This window comes from Bacteroidota bacterium (genome assembly GCA_016183775.1).
Taxonomy (GTDB): domain Bacteria; phylum Bacteroidota; class Bacteroidia; order JABDFU01; family JABDFU01; genus JABDFU01.
In genome coordinates this window covers 12,560-32,512 of the sequence record JACPDY010000034.1, presented here as the reverse complement: position 1 = coordinate 32,512, position 19,953 = coordinate 12,560, and the positions used below count along the sequence as shown (strand labels likewise).

The 19,953-nt window shown below is 40.5% G+C and carries 16 protein-coding genes; 6 read left to right on the top strand and 10 right to left on the bottom strand.

Translation table 11 applies throughout. From position 1 onward, the window contains the following. The first annotated feature begins 344 nt into the window (after positions 1 to 344). From HYU69_04475 to HYU69_04465, 3 genes are all read left to right on the top strand, one after another. The gene (locus HYU69_04475) at positions 345 to 1,439 is read left to right on the top strand and encodes a DUF1016 family protein (protein MBI2269596.1); all 1,095 of its coding nucleotides are present in this window, start codon (positions 345 to 347) and stop codon (positions 1,437 to 1,439) included. Positions 1,440 to 1,656: 217 nt separating this feature from the next. Then, positions 1,657 to 2,076, top strand: a complete 420-nt coding sequence (locus tag HYU69_04470; protein ID MBI2269595.1) for a DoxX family protein — start codon at positions 1,657 to 1,659, stop codon at positions 2,074 to 2,076. A gap of 112 nt (positions 2,077 to 2,188) precedes the next feature. Next, on the top strand, positions 2,189 to 2,527 hold the full coding sequence (locus tag HYU69_04465) for a hypothetical protein (protein MBI2269594.1): 339 nt from the start codon (positions 2,189 to 2,191) through the stop codon (positions 2,525 to 2,527). 38 nt (positions 2,528 to 2,565) lie between these two features. On the opposite strand, the gene HYU69_04460 is transcribed toward HYU69_04465, so the two are convergent. Genes HYU69_04460 through HYU69_04445 form a run of 4 tightly spaced genes read right to left on the bottom strand, consistent with a single transcriptional unit; the run spans position 2,566 to position 6,264 of the window. Beyond that, entirely contained in the window at positions 2,566 to 3,363 is a 798-nt protein-coding gene (locus tag HYU69_04460; protein ID MBI2269593.1) for a hypothetical protein, read from the bottom strand. An 8-nt stretch (positions 3,364 to 3,371) separates the two neighbouring features. After that, positions 3,372 to 4,145 (bottom strand): hypothetical protein, encoded by a 774-nt coding sequence (locus HYU69_04455; GenBank protein ID MBI2269592.1) that lies wholly within the window; start codon positions 4,143 to 4,145, stop codon positions 3,372 to 3,374. 38 nt (positions 4,146 to 4,183) lie between these two features. Then, positions 4,184 to 4,933 carry a hypothetical protein gene (locus HYU69_04450; protein MBI2269591.1) on the bottom strand — a complete coding sequence of 250 codons (750 nt, stop codon included), beginning with the start codon at positions 4,931 to 4,933 and terminating at the stop codon, positions 4,184 to 4,186. Positions 4,934 to 4,977: 44 nt separating this feature from the next. Further along, the gene (locus HYU69_04445) at positions 4,978 to 6,264 is read right to left on the bottom strand and encodes a T9SS type A sorting domain-containing protein (GenBank protein MBI2269590.1); all 1,287 of its coding nucleotides are present in this window, start codon (positions 6,262 to 6,264) and stop codon (positions 4,978 to 4,980) included. Between the two features lie 299 nt (positions 6,265 to 6,563). On the opposite strand from HYU69_04445, the gene uvrA reads away from it, so the two are divergent. The 3 genes from uvrA to HYU69_04430 all read left to right on the top strand — a co-directional run bounded on the left by uvrA (position 6,564) and on the right by HYU69_04430 (position 12,678). After that, positions 6,564 to 9,464, top strand: coding sequence for an excinuclease ABC subunit UvrA (gene uvrA / locus HYU69_04440; GenBank protein ID MBI2269589.1), 2,901 nt, complete (start codon positions 6,564 to 6,566; stop codon positions 9,462 to 9,464). 187 nt (positions 9,465 to 9,651) lie between these two features. Beyond that, on the top strand, positions 9,652 to 11,079 hold the full coding sequence (locus HYU69_04435; protein ID MBI2269588.1) for a hypothetical protein: 1,428 nt from the start codon (positions 9,652 to 9,654) through the stop codon (positions 11,077 to 11,079). Between the two features lie 216 nt (positions 11,080 to 11,295). After that, positions 11,296 to 12,678, top strand: a complete 1,383-nt coding sequence (locus HYU69_04430) for a peptidoglycan synthetase (protein ID MBI2269587.1) — start codon at positions 11,296 to 11,298, stop codon at positions 12,676 to 12,678. Here the strand turns inward: HYU69_04430 and HYU69_04425 are convergent. From HYU69_04425 to HYU69_04400, 6 genes are all read right to left on the bottom strand, one after another. After that, positions 12,662 to 13,183: a DUF4199 domain-containing protein gene (locus HYU69_04425; protein ID MBI2269586.1), complete on the bottom strand. Its 522-nt coding sequence runs from the start codon at positions 13,181 to 13,183 to the stop codon at positions 12,662 to 12,664. The genes HYU69_04430 and HYU69_04425 overlap by 17 nt on opposite strands. A 6-nt stretch (positions 13,184 to 13,189) precedes the next feature. Next, on the bottom strand, positions 13,190 to 14,719 hold the full coding sequence (gene rho / locus HYU69_04420) for a transcription termination factor Rho (GenBank protein MBI2269585.1): 1,530 nt from the start codon (positions 14,717 to 14,719) through the stop codon (positions 13,190 to 13,192). A 199-nt stretch (positions 14,720 to 14,918) separates the two neighbouring features. Continuing rightward, positions 14,919 to 15,413 (bottom strand): metallophosphoesterase family protein, encoded by a 495-nt coding sequence (locus HYU69_04415; protein MBI2269584.1) that lies wholly within the window; start codon positions 15,411 to 15,413, stop codon positions 14,919 to 14,921. Positions 15,414 to 15,422: 9 nt separating this feature from the next. After that, complete coding sequence (lysA, locus tag HYU69_04410) at positions 15,423 to 16,592, bottom strand: diaminopimelate decarboxylase (protein MBI2269583.1); 1,170 nt, start codon at positions 16,590 to 16,592, stop codon at positions 15,423 to 15,425. A 23-nt stretch (positions 16,593 to 16,615) separates the two neighbouring features. Beyond that, positions 16,616 to 17,932 (bottom strand): aspartate kinase, encoded by a 1,317-nt coding sequence (locus HYU69_04405; GenBank protein ID MBI2269582.1) that lies wholly within the window; start codon positions 17,930 to 17,932, stop codon positions 16,616 to 16,618. A gap of 51 nt (positions 17,933 to 17,983) precedes the next feature. Further along, positions 17,984 to 19,774 (bottom strand): gliding motility-associated C-terminal domain-containing protein, encoded by a 1,791-nt coding sequence (locus HYU69_04400; GenBank protein MBI2269581.1) that lies wholly within the window; start codon positions 19,772 to 19,774, stop codon positions 17,984 to 17,986. Positions 19,775 to 19,953 lie beyond the last annotated feature (179 nt).

Here is a 19,953-nt window from a genome sequence, read left to right as displayed (position 1 = left end):
CTTCAGTGCATAAATTACTTTATACCACCTTGCGGCTTGCTAATGTTTCGGGGTGTTATTCCGCACATAAGAGACTTACACTCTTTGGGTTTTCTCTTTTAAAGAACTATATTTATCATTCAGGGCACACACAGCACCTACAAGAAATTGGCGGTTCAGTGGTTAAATGAAGCTTTGTGCTTCGTATCAAGTTCAGTGTTGGCAGACAGTTTTCGTCTCCGAAATCGCCAACTTCTTGTAGCTGCAAACCGTTAAATAACAAAAAATAAAAAACCAACCAACAATGAACACAAAAAAACTCTTCTTCGGCATCGCCCCCTCACCCAATACTCCATGTTAGCAATATGAATTATAAAGCACTCGTAAATAGCATCCGGCAAACGCACAATCTCCTGCAAACCAATGCGGTTAAGGCAGTGAATAAACACCTTACACTCCGTAATTGGCTTATAGGCTATTATATTATTGAATACGAACAAAAGGGGAAAGATCGTGCGAAATACGGATCAAAATTATTGGAAAGACTTGCCGGTACACTTGAAGAAAAAAATGTTAAAGGGCTCACAGCTCCTGAATTATCGAGGGTAAGGCAGTTCTATAAGTGTTATCCCAAAATTTTTGGGACAGTGTCCCAAAAATTGCTTGCTCAAAATAATGTTCCCTTAATTCTTGGGACGGTGTCCCAAAAATCAAAAACAGGCAAAACCTCTGCTCATTATAATCATCAATTGTTTCATCATATTTCCTTTTCTCATTTTGTTGAACTGATCAAGATCGAAGAGGAAGATAAACGTAAATATTATGAATTACTGGTCATTAAAACCGGTCTTTCAGTAAGAGAATTGAAGCGCCAGGCTGCCACCTTAAGTTATGAACGCATGGGCTTGTCTTCAAGAAAAGGGCTCGCATTAAAAAGGTTGGAAGAAAAAATACACCCCAAACAAGCCGGTGATGCCGTTAAGGATATATACCTATTCGAGTTTTTAAACCTGCCCGATGCTCACTTAGTGGAAGAAGAACAACTCGAAACGGCTTTGCTCGATCACTTACAGCATTTTATAATTGAATTGGGCAATGGCTTTTGCTTTGAGGCCAGGCAAAAGCGGATGCTAATCGGAGATGAATATTTTTTTGTTGACCTGGTATTTTATCACCGCATATTAAAATGTCATATCCTCATTGATTTAAAAGTTGATACTTTTAATCACACGCATGCGTCGCAGCTTACCACCTATCTTAACTATTATAAAAAAGAAATAGCGCGGCCAAACGATAACCCTCCGATCGGCATTTTGATGGTTACCGATAAAAATAAAGCCCTGGTAGAATACGCCACCGCCAATGAAAAGGACCGTTTGTTCATATCAAAATATAAACTTCAGCTGCCATCAAAAAAACAATTACAATCATTTGTTGAAGGCGAATTAAAAAAACTGTGAATAGAGATTAACCGAATTAGATTATTATATACATTTTCAAAAAAATATACGGGAAAAAATTTAGAGTTTTCGTGCTTTGGTGGCCAAAATCCAATTGCCACTAAAACACTAAAACCCACAAAAAAGCTTATTCGATATAAACTCTAATGTTGAAATAAAAAATATTTAAGCAGAATGCGAATAAAGCAGTAAAAGAAATAATAAAAGGTAAAAAACAATGAACATAAAAAAACTCTTCTTCGGCACAGAACCTCTTACCCAATACTCCATGTTAACAATACGGATAGTGATGGGAATATTGTTTATCCATCATGGCCAAAACATATTCAATCCGGCAGATGTGCAGGAAACAGCGGATTGGCTTGCGAAGGAACTTCACTTTCCGCTGCCGTTGCTAATGGCCGATTTAAAAATGGGTGCTATGTTTTTCGGAGGCATTCTGCTTATCATTGGCTTGTTTACAAGAATCGCCGCTTTCTTCATCATGTTTACCATGCTGGTAGCATGGCTTGCCGGACATGGTGGAGAAATTTTCGGAGATGGGGAAATGTCGTTTGCGTATGCAACAGTTATGCTTACCATACTACTTGCCGGTCCCGGCAGGCTTTCGCTGGATAAGTATATTTCGGAAAAATAAATATAAACATTCAAGCGAAGTAAATCATGATCAAAATCATTTACTTCTGCCATTAAAGTACTTATTATTGTCGCTGTAGATTTGTAGGGCTCGAAAATTTCATACAGCTCTGATGGATAGCAAAACCAATAATGAGGCATTCCTCACGGAAGCACTCAAACTATTTGAAGCAGGTTTGGATGATTCCACAATCGCGTCAAAAATAAGCAAACTCGGCGCAAATGAAACGAAAGTCTCGGATATCCTCAAAAAAATAAAAGTTCTGCGCCACAAAAAAAGAAGGAAAACCGGAACAACTATTGTTTTGATCGGAAGTATTCTCTTACTCGTGGGCTTTGTTTCAACTGTCGCGCTCTTTCAGAATGACGAACCTTTCAGGCACGTAATGTATGGGCTTACCATTGGCGGTATCATTGCCATAGTTATCGGATTGATACTTATTTTTGAATGATCCAAAAGTTTATCTTAGCAAATATGATCTGATCCATCTTAGTATGCAGCCAAAGCAGCGCGTTTCCAGCCAACAGAAGTTTTTATGTAAAAGTAGTTGTCGTCCCAGGCTGTATCACCAACATTGCCATTGGCATCCGCGCTTCCGGTAGGTGTATATGAAGTGCGCAGGCGGAGTTGCTGGTAACCCACAAGACCGAAACCTGTAACAACATCCACTTTTGATAATGGATTGCGCTGGCCAATTCCCACAAACATAGAAGCACTTTTAAAAATGATTATAGCCCGCGCCCCTGTCATACGTGCAGGACCGGAATAGCTCGCATAAATTACAAATGTAGGTTTGGTACTGCCTATATAAGTATTTGTACCATCATCACCAAAAAATATCTTATTCGCGTCCGCTGAATGACGAAAAGCAACAAAATTTACGCCCGCATCAGTGGAAGTGCCTGGCATATTAAATGTTAACTGTGTTCCATTTTGATAGATCGAACTTAAAAGTGTACCGGTACCATCAAAAAGGCCAAGCTGATTTGTTGAACTGCTTCCTATGCCCACAGGTTCTGTTACAGTACTGGTTCCAAACCCGACATATCCGGAAACCAAGAGGCTATTTGCGGGTGCCGCAGTAACACCTGCAAAAGTTCCTACAACCATTGATCCATTTACATCGAGCATGTTAGCCGGTACAAATTGAACAGCGCCAATGCCAACACTTTGAGCAGAAATACCGGTTAATAAACAAAATGAAAATTGAAAACATAAAAACATCAACAAACCACCCTTCGCAGTTTTTGTAAAATAATTTACTCTTTGTAATTCAAATATGCTCATAAAAAAAATTAAAAAGCTGACATTGTCATACGTTTCCAACCTGCACTTGTCTTCAGATAAAAAAAGCCGGTATCCCATGCAGTATCACCAATATTACCAACAGCACTTCCTGATGGAACGGTAGCCGGTGTTTCTATACGCAATTGCGAATAGCCATCTGTCGCATTAATGTCAAGCTTGGAAGTTGGCGATGTAGTACCTACTCCGACAAATTTTGAGGTGCCGTCAAGCATCATAATTGGTGTAGCCGAGGTGGTTTGGGCCGCATTGTTAAGGGTGAAATAAATATTATGCGTTGAAATAATATACGAATTTCCGCTCAAAGCGGCCGCCGCAGTGCCATAGGCTCCGAAAAATATACGGTTAGCATCAGCGCCATAACGAAAAACCGTAAAGTTGGCTCCGGCATCATCCACCACTCCACTTGCAGTAATGAATATCTGTCCGCTGCACGACATTTGAGTCAACCTTGTTCCTGAGCCATTATAGATACCCATAAAACTACCACTCCCGGTTGCCGTGGAAATAGTAAGCGAATAAGGAAGAGTGGTTAAGGGACCTGAACCAATATTTCCCGGAACTATAAAACCATTTGCAGGTGCAGTATTTACTCCCGCATAAGTACCAATAGCAACCGCGCCTTTAACATCAAGTGTATTAACAGGTACAAACTGCACGGAACCAATGCCCACGCTTTGTCCAAACCCAGGACTGCAAAGGCCAATTGCAGATAACAGAGTTAAACCACACAACCAATTTTTTGAATACAAAGTCGAATTCATAATCACTGATTTTATATTACCCACCCATTTTCCCAAAGCTAAAAAGCCGACAATGCGGATCGAACCCATTTTGTTGCACCACTGCTTACCCGCATATAAAAATAGTTGTCATCCCAGGCTATGTCGCCTATATTACCATTTGTATCAGCACTGCTTGTAGGTGTATATGGAGTGCGTAACCTGAGTTGCGCATATCCATTAGTACCCAAAATATCCAATTGCGATCCCGGAACTGTTCCAATCCCAAGCGCTCTTGTGCCGTTATCAATCAGTGTAATTATGGGTGTTGAGGATGAGGTATGAGGATCTGATTCCCCGGCGCAAAAATTCATACTTCGTCCATTCGTAAGATAACTCTCATTATTATCCGAACCTAATCGAAATGCATCCTGACCACAGCAACTTGCAAATTTCAAATGTGAATAATAATCACCCGGATCAAGCGTATTATTGGGATTACTTATAATCAGCTGAGAGCCATCACCATATATACTGGCCTGGAGAACGCCGGTATTGCTGGAGTAGTATCCAATATGCGTAGAAGATCCATTAAAGATAGTTAACGCATAAGAAGGCGCACTTGAAGTGCTTATTCCGGTATTTCCGGAAATAATTAATCCATTTGAAGGAGCGGCATTTACTCCCGCGTATGTTCCTATAGCCATCGAGCCATTTACATCCAGTGTATTAACAGGCACAAACGAAACCGTACCAATTCCTACCTGGGCAAAGCCTTTCACAGAGCAGCAAAACAAGAGAATACCAATTACCCTATTTAACATTTTCATTTCTTAAGTTTTAAATTTCCAGAATGTTAATTCTACAAATAGTATCAATGAACAATCAGCTTCTGCTTATAAATATCATTTCTAACCGAGCCAACAATAGTATAAATTCCGGCAGCCAACTTTTCAGCTCCGGCAATCGATTCAAGTATTTCCCCATTCCCATTTGTAACGGACACTTTTTCAAATACAACCTGTCCCAAAACATCCACTAAAATAACCAATACTTTTTCTTCAGCATTCAAACCATTCATTTTCATAAAAACATTATCTCCATCTGATGGATTTGGAAAAATAACGAATTCACTTTTAGGGGCTGCGCCATCTCCATCACAATTAACAACAATTATTTTCGAAAAAGTATATTTTCCGTCAAAATCAGTTTGCTTTAACCGATAATAGCCATTGGGCTCAGAAACGGTAACCGCGCTTTTATATTTTCTAAGACCCGAACTGTTCCCGGCACCTTTTACCTGTTGAATAGCCTTATAATCAATTCCATTAACAGAACGCTCTATAGTAAAATGATCATTATTCGTTTCTGTGGCTGTGCTCCAGTTAAAATTAATACGTCCGTTATTACATTTCGCTGAAAAAGAAAGCAATTCAACAGGCAATGGGGTTACTCTGGTAGATAGTACCCAGGGTGAAAAACTTGTTACGCCGGTTCCGGATGAAGTGTATAGCTGGTCCGTTGTGGTGCCTCCCGCAGTACCACTGTTCAATGGAATTTCCCAGGCCGTACCCCATCGTTGCGGAGCAAACGGACCATTGTTTCCTGTTGTGTTTTCCTGCCCCAGATAGGAAAAGGTCAGATCAGCCGTAGGCGTTCCGGCATTAACGGTAATTTGCCACCACCTGTCAATGACCGCGTTTGAAGCATCCCCACCCTGGGTTCCTCCCATTTGTGAAGAAGTTGTAATAGGAGAAAAATAAGGAGTGTTATCTGCTATAACAGGGCTGGCTCCAAATGCACCTTTAGTTGAAAGCGACATTTCACATGCACCGACACTTGTTTTGTCGAACGTAAATGGAATATAATGCGCATTATTATCATCTCCTCCAAACGGATAGATGTATGTGGTTGCGGCATTCTGCATATTCCATTTTACATAATTGTATTGGCCTTCCGAAATAATATGACCTTTCAAAGTTGCATCCCTGTATATTCCTGTACTGGCTCCTTCATTTACAATAACATATATTGGAGTACCACCCGTACCCCCACTCAAGGAAACAAATGCTCCATAGATCTGCAGCGCATATTGGGAAAACGAGTTAACGCCGCACAAAAGACTAACACTAATAGCTGAAAGCCGGGTCTTCTGCTTCATTATTACATTATAAGACGTAATTATTTAACGAAATTTGTTTAAAAAGGTTTCAAATATTTAAATATAAGGGATATTGTGCTAAGACAAAAGTTCTATATATCTGAATTATTACCATTTTTTACGATAACAGGTCAAATACTTCAAACGTATATGGGTATGGATATGCACTTGTTGCATGACATGAGCGGCATTTAACCTATTTTAAATATTGTAATGGGCTTTGTTTAGAATATTGTCCCATAAGCTCCGTTGTACTCAGTAATTCTGTATTTTTATAGCATAATGTTCCTTGCGTGCAGATGAATAAAATAGAAAATTTCGATTCCTTAGATCCTAAAAAAAACATCATAATAAAGGGTGCGCGTGTCCATAACCTGAAAAATGTGGATGTAGCCATTCCCCGCAATAAAATGGTGGTCATAACCGGACTTTCGGGTTCCGGTAAGTCATCATTGGCATTTGATACTTTATATGCTGAAGGTCAGCGCCGTTATGTTGAAAGCCTTTCAGCCTATGCGCGTCAATTCCTTGGCCGTATCAATAAGCCCGATGTGGATTACATAAAAGGTATCTCCCCTGCAGTCGCCATTGAACAAAAAGTGATTTCAAGAAATCCCCGCTCAACAGTGGGTACTTCAACCGAAATTTACGATTACCTGAAATTATTGTTTGCGCGTGTGGGCAAAACCTATTCACCTGTTTCCGGCGATCTCGTAAAACGCGAAACTGTGGGTGATGTAGTGCAATACGTTAACACACTTCCTGAAGGAACAAGCTTCCTGGTATTGTCACCGCTAAAGGTGAAAAAAGATAAAACACTTAAAGAACAGCTCAACCTATTGTTGCAGCAAGGTTTTGCAAGAATACAATATAAAGGGGAGGTCATACGCCTGGATGAATTCTTAAAAACAAAATTCTCAGAAAAAGAACAAATAAATATTGTTATTGACCGGTTAACTGTCCGCAAGAATGACGAGGATAATACCAACCGCATTTCCGATTCCGTTCAGACCGCGTTTTATGAAGGTAGCGGAGAGTGTTTGGTGGAAGAAGTTAAAAGGGACGAAGGGGATCAGAAGTCAGAAGTCAGAAGTCAGAAGCAAAAAAAAATAAAAACCCATTCTACTTCGGAGAAGGCCGGAATCAGGACTTTCTCCAATCGTTTTGAATTAGATGGCATTACATTCGAGGAACCTACGGAACATTTTTTCAGTTTTAACAATCCTGTTGGCGCCTGTAAAAGCTGTGAAGGGTTTGGAAATATCATTGGCATTGATGAAGATTTAGTGGTACCCGACAAAAGCCTTTCCATATATGAAGATGCCATTGTTTGCTGGAAAGGCGAAAAGATGAGTGAATGGAAGAATTTATTCATAAAAAATGCTCACAAATTTGATTTTCCTGTTCACAAACCTTATTATGAATTAAGTAAGGTACAGCGCAATGAGCTCTGGAAAGGAAATAAATACTTTGAGGGACTGGACGGATTTTTTAAACACCTGGAAGAACAAAGTTATAAGATCCAATACCGTGTTATGTTATCGCGCTACCGCGGAAAAACCATATGCCCCGATTGCCAGGGCACAAGACTCCGCAAGGATGCTTCATACGTTAAAGTTGCCGGCAGGTCGATCAATGAATTGGTACTCACTCCCGTAAGCGCTAACCTGGAATTTTTTAAAAGCATAAAGCTCAATGATCACGATACATTAATTGCCAAACGTATTTTACTTGAAATAACAAACCGCTTACAGTTTTTAACGGATGTAGGTCTCGGCTATTTAACCCTGAATCGTTTATCCAACAGCCTTTCGGGAGGCGAATCCCAGCGCATTAACCTGGCCACATCGCTTGGCAGCAGCCTGGTTGGCTCCCTATATGTATTAGATGAACCGAGCATAGGACTTCACTCACGTGATACACACCGATTGATAAGCGTACTCACAGCATTGCGTGATATAGGAAATACGGTTGTAATTGTTGAACACGATGAAGAGATCATGCGCGCAGCCGATCAATTGATCGATATCGGTCCTTATGCCGGCACCCATGGCGGTGAACTTGTTTTCCAGGGCGATCATAAAGACATCGAAACGGAAGAGCGCAGCCTGACAGCTTTATATCTGAGCGGTAAAGAAAAAATAACAATACCCGAATACCGGAGAAAATGGAATAGTTATATTGAGGTAAAAGGTGCGAGAGAAAACAACCTGAAGAATATTAATGTAAAATTCCCACTGCATGTTCTAACCGTTGTTACAGGAGTAAGCGGTTCCGGAAAAAGCTCATTGATCAAGCGTATCCTCTACCCTACCCTCAAAAAAATTCACGGCGGATTTGGTGAACAAACCGGCAAGTTGGATAAGATTGAAGGTGATTACAATAGTCTTTCAGGTGTCGAATTTGTGGATCAAAATCCCATTGGTAAATCATCACGATCAAACCCCGTAACCTATGTTAAAGCTTACGATGAGGTACGCGCACTGTATGCCGATCAGTCGTTATCAAAAGCACGCGGCTATAAGCCTTCTCACTTTTCATTCAACGTTGAAGGAGGACGCTGCGATGTTTGTGAGGGCGAAGGTGTGGTAAATATTGAAATGCAATTCATGGCCGATATTGAACTGGTGTGCGAAGCATGCAATGGCAAGCGTTTCAAACAGGAAACCCTGGAAATAGTTTATCGCGGAAAAAATATTTCTGAGATCCTTGATCTAACCGTAGAAGAAGCCATCGCTTTTTTTGAAGCGGCACAACCCGCCACTTCTGTTGAACGCCGCATCGTAAACAAACTCTCTCCACTGTCTGAGGTCGGATTAGGTTATGTACATCTTGGCCAATCATCCAGCACACTCAGCGGCGGCGAAGCGCAGCGTATAAAACTGGCTTCGTTCCTTGGTATGGGACAAAACAGCGGAGGCCCTACCCTGTTCATTTTTGACGAACCTACAACCGGTCTCCATTTTCACGATATAAATAAACTGCTCGGCGCGTTCAACGCTCTTATCAGGCAGGGGCACTCTATTCTTGTTATTGAACACAATGCCGAAGTTATCAAGTGTGCCGACTGGGTGATCGACCTTGGTCCTGAAGGCGGTGAAAATGGCGGTAATATTTTGTTTGAAGGCACACCTGAAGATCTGGTTAAATGTAAGGCATCTTATACCGGACAGTTTTTGAAGAAGAAAATTTTGAATTGAATGAAATCAATTCAAAAAAAACAGGTCGCCCCTATGGGCTTTATTCAATGTTAAAAACCCTTTCCTACAAAGCAGGACGTGCCTCCGGGACTAGCTGTTTGTGGAAAAATGATTAATTATAGTTACATAAACCCCATTGGAGCGATCCGTAAAAATAAAAATTAAACAGTTAGTTTCTAAATATTCCATGAATAGATTATTAAACTATATAGCCGCCTCTATTCTGCTCACCGGCTGTTCAAGTACCGAAGACAATAAAAAGGAACACTCCGGCTCATTCATAACAACCGCAGAAAAACAAACCCCGAAATCCGAAAATTTTGAAAAAGGAAAAGTATTAAACAACATTAAATGCAAAGCTGATACAAACAATAACTATACACTGTATATTCCCATTTCGTACAACAACAGCCCATCACCAGTAATTCTTTTCTTCGATGCGCATGCCGATGGCACTTTACCCATAAAGAAGTATCAAACACTTGCAGAAAAATATGGCTTTATACTTGCCGGCTCGAATAATTCAAAAAATGGTAATAGCGCTGAAGTTAACGGAGCTTTCGCCGGTAATCTGTTAAATGATTTAAACGCCCGGCTAAATATTGACAGCAAACGAATTTACACTTCAGGGTTTTCGGGAGGATCGCGGGTGGCAAGTTATATGGCTATTTTTCGCGGCGGAATTAACACAGTGATCGGCTGTGGAGCCGGACTTCCGAATATTGATAAGCCAATTGAAAATAAATTTAACTATGTAGGGATCGCGGGTGATGAGGATTTCAACTATACCGAAATGGAAGAACTTGAAAAGATGTTTAAGAACTCAGATATAGAACATGTATTTATTCCATTCAATGGCAGGCATGAATGGTGCCCGGCAGAGGTAATGGAACAAGCATTTACCTGGCTGCAATTAAAAGCGATGAAACAAATGCTGATCCCGAAAAATGATTCCATCGTCAATGCCTATGAAACTTCGGCAATGGCAGCACTTGATGATCTATTAAAAGGAAATAAGGAAGAAGATGCCTATACCCTGGCGAAGCACATCATAAACTTCACATCAGGATTAAGCACAAATGATAAACTTAAAACCATTTACGTGCAGCTTGAGCACTCTCCAGCTTTGAAAAAAGCGCTGGCCCGCAAAGAAGAGCTTAACAGCGCTGAGAAAATGCTGAAAGACCAATACCTCAATGCCCTTGCCATAAACGATGCAGCCTGGTGGACAACCGAAGTTCAACATTTGAAGGACCTGAAGAAATACCCGGCAGACCAGGTTGTAATGAACAAACGGATATTAAGCTTCATGAGCCTGGCCTGTTACATGAACATTACACAAATGCTGCGCAGCGGACAGATAAATGAGGTCGAACATTATATTTCAATATACAAAGCCATAGATCCGGAAAATCCCGAAGGGCCGTATCTGCAGGCAACTCTGTTCCACTCCCAAAACAAAACTGACAAAGCCCTTGCTGAACTTAAATCAGCAGCTAAACTTGGGTTTAAAGAATATGATCGGTTTACAAAAGATTTCCCGGAATTAGTTCCCACCAAACAAATTGAAAGTATTATTGCTATTATAAAACTAAATGCCACAAAAGAACAATAATAAACAAGTTCAGTTATCAATAACATACATAAAAACCAGATCCAATAGAGGTCAAATAAAAATAACCACCAAGTCAATCAGCGGTAAAAATAACCCGATATAATCTATAGGCCTGAATGCCATATTCAAAAATACATCGTTCAAATAACAACACCCTGTTAAAAAGTATAGTTTACCTCCTATTCATGGCGTTCTTCTTTTAATTAAGTTCGGTTCATGAAAGTCCACTTCATCGCCATCGGAGGCAGCGCCATGCATAACCTGGCTATTGCCATGCATAAAAAAGGGTTTACTGTTACAGGCTCCGACGATGAGATCTTCGAGCCGAGCAAAAGCCGGTTGGAAAAACTTGGATTGCTGCCGGCTAAAATGGGATGGGATGTAAACAACATCCATAAAGAGCTTGAGGCTGTTATACTTGGCATGCATGCACGTAATGATAACCCCGAATTATTAAAAGCAAAAGAACTCGGAATAAAAATATACTCTTACCCCGAATACATATACGAACAGACCAAAAATAAAATACGGGTGGTGGTCGGGGGCAGTCATGGTAAAACCACTATTACGGCAATTATTCTGCATGTATTGCACTACCATAAAACAGATTGCGATTATTTGGTCGGCGCGCAGCTGGAAGGCTTTGACACAATGGTTAAATTGACCAAAGAAGCGAAGATCGCCATCATTGAAGGTGATGAATATCTCTCTTCCCCCATTGACAGACGCCCAAAATTCCATTTGTACAAACCCAACATCGCCATATTAAGCGGCATCGCATGGGATCACATCAATGTGTTTCCAACTTTTGATAATTATGTTGAACAGTTTAAAATATTCATCGATCTGATCGAACCAAACGGAACCCTTGTATATTGTACAGAAGATGCTGAAGTAAAAAGGTTGGCTGAATCAACTTTAAATAAAATAAAATGTTTACCCTACGGAATCCCGGAATATAAAATTGAAAATGGCTCAACACATCTTATCCAACAATCGACAACCGATAACCAAGAACTAACAACCCCATTATTAGTCTTCGGTGAACATAATTTAATGAATTTAAATGGGGCCCGGTTAGTATGCAATGAATTAGGCTTGACAGATGAGCAGTTTTATCAAGCTATTCAATCTTTCAAAGGTGCCGCGAGGAGATTGGAGTTGGTCGCACGCAATAACACTTCAGCTTTTTATAAAGATTTCGCCCATTCCCCGTCCAAGTTAAAAGCCACGACAGCCGCGGTAAAGCAACAGTTTCCAAACAGGAAATTAATTGCCTGCATGGAGTTGCATACATTCAGCAGTTTAAATGAGGATTTTTTAAAACAATACAAGGGTTCGATGGAACTGGCAGATGAAGCCATAGTTTATTTCAACCCGCATACGATCGAACAAAAAAAACTTAAAGCCATCACGCCTGGACAGGTAAAAAGTGCTTTCGGCGGTAATAATATTTCCATTTACACTGATTCCGCGAATATAGTTGCTGATATAAAGAAACGAAGCTGGACAAATAGTAACCTGCTGATGATGAGTTCAGGAAATTTTGACGGGATTGACTTCAAAAAACTGGCGGGAGAAATTAATCTTCTCCCATAGTTTCCTGCTGAGGAGGATTGCGCCTCAATATTCTCGCTGCGATCAGGGCAATGAATGTTTCAACAAACAGCGTTTGTGAAAAGCTACCCCAGGCCGCCGAGATCGGGGTAAATCCTGCAGAGAGGAGGTCGGACAGTTTTTTAATTTCCTCTTCACTTTTTCCCATCAACTTCGAGTACTTCTCATAATCAGATAAAAAATTACTCATGAACGAAGTATCAATAAATTGATAATAGAGGTAAATAAAGAAGGAATATAAAATTGCATTTACCAGGAGCATTGTCATACCGGCCTTCGCGGCATTCTTAAAATCGATATATCCTGAAAATTCCTTTTCACGGGTAGCGTGAATGGCAAGAAAAATAAAAATCACTTCAATAAGAGAAGAAAGAATTGAACTTACACCCTTCGTCCAGAAAGCAGAAACCCCGCTAAAATGAAGAACAAGAACGAGCGAAATACCTATCAGCGCGCAATAATTACCATATTTGGTGGCAATGTTCATGAAGCACTATCCGTTCATTGAAACAAGGAACTCTTCATTGGTCTGCGTATTTTTTATACGATCCCGCATGAATTCCATGGCCTCGAGCGGATTCATATCCGCAAGATGTTTCCGTAGTATCCACAGGCGCTGTAATGTTTCTTTATCCACCAACAGGTCATCCCTGCGGGTGCTGGATGCGACAATATCGATAGCAGGGAACAAGCGTTTGTTAGAAAGCTTACGATCCAATTGAAGCTCACTGTTACCGGTACCTTTAAACTCTTCAAAAATAACTTCATCCATTTTCGAACCGGTTTCAGTCAGAGCCGTTGCAAGAATCGTAAGTGAACCGCCATTTTCAATTTTGCGGGCAGCTCCGAAAAAACGTTTAGGCTTATGCAATGCATTCGCGTCAACACCACCTGATAACACTTTACCCGATGCAGGCTGAACAGTGTTGTATGCGCGTGCCAGACGTGTAATGGAATCCAGCAGGATAACGACATCATGTCCGCACTCTACCATACGTTTTGCTTTTTCAAGCACAATGTTGGCAATACGAACGTGGCGATCGGCCGGTTCATCAAACGTAGAAGCAATAACTTCGGCTTTTACACTGCGCGCCATATCCGTTACCTCTTCAGGACGCTCATCAATAAGCAAAATGATCAGGTATGTTTCGGGGTGATTGAACGCGATCGCGTTGGCTATTTCTTTCAACAATACTGTTTTACCTGTTTTAGGCTGGGCTACGATCAATGCACGCTGACCTTTACCAAGTGGAGTGAACAGGTCAACTATACGGGTTGATAACGAGTTTTGCGGATGACCGGTTAACTTGAATTTTTCGTATGGAAATAAAGGGGTCAGGTAATCAAAAGGAACGCGATCACGTACATAAGCCGGATCGCGGCCATTGATCTTATCGATCTTGATCAGGGGGAAATATTTTTCACCTTCTTTGGGAGGCCGGATACTGCCACGCACCGTATCACCTGTTTTTAAACCAAACAATTTTATCTGTGATTGTGACACATAGATATCGTCTGGAGAGTTCAGGTAGTTATAGTCAGATGAACGGAGGAATCCATAGCCATCAGGCATGATCTCCAGCACACCTTCACTCACAACAATACCGTCAAAGTTATAAAGGTCAGCCTGCCTGCTACGGGGCTCGAAACGTGTACGGTTGTTTTGATCTCCACCACTGCTCATCATCGGGTCAGAAGCAACAGGTTGAGTCTCTTGTACCTGTGGCGGCACAGAACTGACTATTGATGGAGCTGGCTCCGCCTTTTGCGGAGGAAAATCATTTTCTAATTCGGGAGCATCCGCAATTATGTCTGTATCGAGTTTCACTTTTTTTACACGGCTCTTATCATCGCTTTTAGAAGCCCCTGTTTTACCCGGAGCCGGATTCAGGGCCTGGTGATCTAATATTTTATAAATTAATTCTTGTTTTTTAAGAGTATCATATTTGGGAATATTAAACTCCTTAGCAATGTCTCTCAGCTCGGAAACAAGCCTGTTGTTCAATTCAACAATGTCGTACATAAATTACAGGTTAGGTTAAAGGATAAATTTGAGGGATTATTTGGGGGTTGAGTTTAAACTCACAGAAAATTTACAACGGAAAGTTGAATTGTTTATGGGATTATGTTTTGTGATTAACGATTACAAGAAGATGTAATGCCAGAATCGTGGTACAAGTATACAAATAATATTTTACAATACATCAAAATCCGGTTAAAAATTACAATTGGCCAAGTTCTACCACCTCAAGATCCTTTATCGTCTCTTTATCAATTGTAAACCTGACCAGGGTTTTTACCTTATGGAAACCATAATTTCCGGCAGAACCCGGGTTAATGTGCAATAGGTTATATTTCTTATCGAATATTACCTTGAGGATGTGTGAATGACCGCAAATAAATAACCCTGGAGGCTTCTCTTGTATGAGTTTTTTTACTTCTGCATCATATCTTTCAGGATATCCGCCAATATGTGTCATCAATACATCAACCTTTTCGCACATAAAACGCTGCACCCTGGGATATACTTTTCGTATATCCTGTCCATCGATATTGCCGTATACAGCCCGCAAGGGTTTTATTTGTTCCAGTTGTTCACAAACGGAAATTGTTCCAATATCACCCGCATGCCATATTTCGTCACATACATTTAAATATTTGACAGCAGCAGGGTCGAGGTAATTATGTGTATCAGAAAGTAAACCGATGCGGATCATTGATTTATCTCAAATTGAATCAGAATAAACCGATGGCGCCTTTTCTCTCAGGTTATAATTTGAAGCCATTGCTTCACCATATGCTCCTGCAGTACGCAAAGCTATAAGATCACCGCGCTTTGTTTCGGGTAACTCAACCGCTTTACCGAAACAGTCGGATGATTCACAGATGGGACCAACTACGTCATATTTTAAGAAAAGGGACGAAGGACGAGAGACGAGAGACGAAATGTTTTCTATTTTATGATAGGATTGGTACAAGGCGGGACGGATAAGCTCGGTCATGCCGGCATCAAGAATTGCGAAGTTTGTAGCAACACCTTTTTTAATATACAATACTCCTGAGATAAGGCTGCAGCATTGGGCCACGACAGCACGGCCTAATTCGAAATGCACTTTTTGAGCAGGTTTGCGTTCAAGAAATTCATTGAAAATTTTGAAGTAATTCTCAAAATCAGGAATAGCCTGTACATCCGGCTCGTGGTAGTTAACGCCCAGCCCACCTCCGACGTTTATATGCTCAATATCCAGATGGTGGTTCTCAAACCACTTCTGTATCTCATTTACACGGGTACACAAATTTTTAAATGTGCTCAGGTCAGTTATCTGGGAACCAATATGAAAATGAATACCGACAAACTTCACATTACTCAGGCCTTTCAATGTCTTTAAAACGTGATCAAGCTCCCACATGTTTATTCCAAACTTATTTTCCTCAAGGCCGGTGGTAATGTAGTGGTGTGTATTCGCGTTCACATTGGGATTGATGCGTAAGGCAATCCGTGCTGTTTTCTTTTTCTTCAACGCCAGCTCATTAATCACCTCAAGCTCCTGAACAGACTCACAGTTAAAACAAAAAATATCATTATCCAGGGAAAAGTTTATTTCGGCATCGCTCTTTCCCACCCCTGCAAAAACAATATCAGACACAGGGAACCCTATCTCTATGGCTTTTTTCACTTCATTCCCACTTACGCAATCCGCACCAAGTGCATATTTTCGTATTGTACTTAACACCCTGTCATTGGTATTTGCTTTCAATGCATAATGCACCACAAATCCGTACTTTTTTGATTCAGCACTGAGTTTATCAAGCGTCCGTTTCAAAACCTCAAGATCGTAATAATAGAAAGGTGTTGTCCTGCTTCCAAACTTTTGTACTATTTCTTTATCAAACATCTTTGAAAAATTAAATTCAATTTTTAAAGCCCGAACAATCCCTTATTCAAAGCGATCAGCGCTTCTTTCTTATAACACGAATTTACAAGCAGCGAAATATTATTTTTACTTCCGCCATAGGATATCATACGTATAGGCACATTTTTCAGGGCGTCAAATATTTTTACCGCGTACCCTGATTTATCTGCAAGGAAATCACCTACAACACAAATAATAGTTTGTTCATGCTCAACAGTTATTGTAGCAAATGCGGCAAGTTCTTTAACGATCGCATCGAGATTCTTCGGATCATCTATTGTCAGTGACACAGCCACTTCGGATGTGGTGATCATATCAATAGGCGTTTTATACCGCTCAAATACTTCAAACACGCTTCTTAAAAAACCGAAGGCCATAAGCATTCGTCCCGACACTATATTTATAGCAATAATATCATCTTTCGCGGCAACCGCTTTGATTGTATCTCCTGTTGATTTATCGCTTATTACAGTACCTTTCGCCCTGGGCTGCATAGTATTAAGGAGGCGGACAGGTATTTTCCTGAAACGTGCGGGATTCACACAGGTCGGATGCAATATCTTGGCGCCAAAATAAGCCAATTCCGCAGCTTCATCGAACGACAATTCAGAGACTGGTTTTGTTTTATCCACAATACGCGGATCATTGTTATGCATTCCGTCAATATCCGTCCATATCTGAACTTCATCAGAATACAGTGCGGCACCGATAAGTGTTGCCGTATAATCGCTTCCGCCCCGCTTCAGGTTCGAAATGGAGCCAAACGAATCACGGCAAATATACCCTTGGGTGATAAAAAGTTTATCATTTTTAAAGTTGGCCAGTATTTTATTCAAATGCTGTTCAATAGATACCAGATCCGGTTCGTCATTCTCGTCGATCCTCATAAAATCAAGAGCCGGAAGAAGTACAGAAGGTATATTATTCTCTTCGAGAAAATAATGAAACAAAGCCGTGGATATTAATTCTCCCTGGGCAAGAATTACACGCTCTTCATTTACTTTAAATGAATCGGCATTGAATGAACGCAGGTAGTCGAAATGATTTTTTATCAGCTCTGCCCCTTTGTTCACAGCCTTCTCAGTCTTGTATAACTCAAGAATTACTTTATTATATTTAGCGTTCAGGTCATTGATCAGCCTGTTGGCGGAAACACTATCCTTCTGATAAAAGGCTTTTGCAATTTCAACAAGGTTGTTCGTGGTGCCCGACATTGCGGAAAGCACAACAATTTTCGGAACACCGTCATTTATAAGGCCGGCAACACTTTTCATGCGCTCTGCCGAGCCAACCGATGTTCCGCCGAATTTCAATACTCTCATATCCTTACATTAATTTAAACTTATGATATTTACTTTTTTATTATAATTCCGTCAATTAACAATAACCACACCTTTTTGCTCATTTATTTTATCGCGCGTACACGCTGTTTTATACCTTAACTCCCAGGCATAATTACCCGCTGCCACTCTCTTTCCATCCACATATCCGTTCCATTTTTTCGACCGATCATCTGTTTCAAAAACAACTTTTCCTCTTTTGTTTTTTATCTTCAGGCTGAACCATGTAACACCATTTAATATATAATCGAAATGACTGTTTAAACCTCCATTTCCGGGCTCAAATTCTTTAGACGGAATAAATGGCTTTGCGGAATTAGCAAAAGTCACCTTTACAAAATCGGTTTTTGTACATATGCCATCCGTAACTGTTACGCTATAATTACCTGTCTCCTTAGCAACGAACACCTGCGAACTTGCGCCACTCGACCAGCGGTAACCAAGCCCGGAATTTCCCGCATCAATAGGATACATCTCGCCGCATAGAACAGTATCTCTCCCTAACTCAAGAATAATCGGCTTACGGAATTTTATTTTAACCGTATCTGTTGCCGTTTGCCCATTCTTATTTACAGCCACCCAATATGTTCCGGTTCTTGCTATAGTGATCTTTTGTTCTCTTTCCCCGGTCGACCATCTATATGTTGCTCCGCTATTTTTTGCATCCAGCGTATAACTCTTTTCGCAAACAACGGTATCATTGCCTAAATTAACTTTTATATTAGTGTAGTCGGATAGAAAAAAGTCGGGCAATCCAAATGTACTATACATGCCTTTCAGATCAACCTGATCTGTTTTAAAACCACAACCACTGCCGGTTCCATTAGGATTAGTTATAACATCGAGAAACTGTCCCAGTTTGGCGGCATAAATTCTGTCATCAGGTCCGATCTGCATGGCACCATATCTTGTACTGTCAACAGGAGAAACCCGTACTGCGGACTTTGCAACTCCGGAAACAGTCAGGTCATACTGAACAATACCTCTTCCCCGGGATTCGTATGAAACATAAAGCTTTGTACCATCGGGTGAAAAACAGGTACCATAAGCATTGCCTGGACTTGGTAAATTAACCGGGTTTGATATTACACCCGAGGTATTGTTAAAATCAAATAACTCGATATTATTATTTGGAACATAGCAAATCGCTGATGCCAGTTTGGTGCCGTCCGGTGATCCTTTTAAATATCCTATCGATGCCGCGTTTTTTCCGGTACCTGAATCTTTCTGAACCGTCCCGATATTGGATATTACCGGAGCAGATATCCCATTTGCATCAAGCATATAACAGTAAAAAGCTGCGGAGTTCCATTGATGAACAATTACCCACCAGCCCTTGCCATTGGAATGACGTACAGCCGTTAGCTTTTCCGATGTGGGAGTTAATAGTAACTTATTTTTTATTGTCACAGCACCTGATCCGTTATTTTGTTTCATATCAATAACTGAATAGGATAATCCCTTTGGGCCAGCAAGTTCATCAATTGTAAACAGGTAATAAAGTGCTTCGGACGCGGGATTCTTTAAAATAATGCAGGATTGTGTTGATGAATTAGCCCCATTCAAGCCTTCGGCAATTAACTTATGTTCTTTATTCCAAACGGATACTCCATCCGAATAAAACAATAAGCGGCCATCTTTATCGGAAACAGAAGCGCAGCCTTCGTTTGTATATAGCTGACCATCATTCACCGCTTTAACATTTCCACTGCTAAAATCAAGCGCTACCCCGTTGCCAAAATACCAATGCCACGCCTCTTTCTGTGAAAAGACCTGCAAAACGTAAAACATTAAAAAACAATGGAATAAAATTCGCTTACGCATAAAAATGCTTTAAATACAGCCAGCAAAGATAAAATAGTTATAAACAATCAGAACCTTCGTACACTTATAATCGTAAACAAGTACCAATATCCCCGTAATTTTTTGTAAATAACATTGTTTGATACAAAAAAAAATATATACCTTAATCTCGGTAAGTAGTCCATTTTTCTTATTGTAAT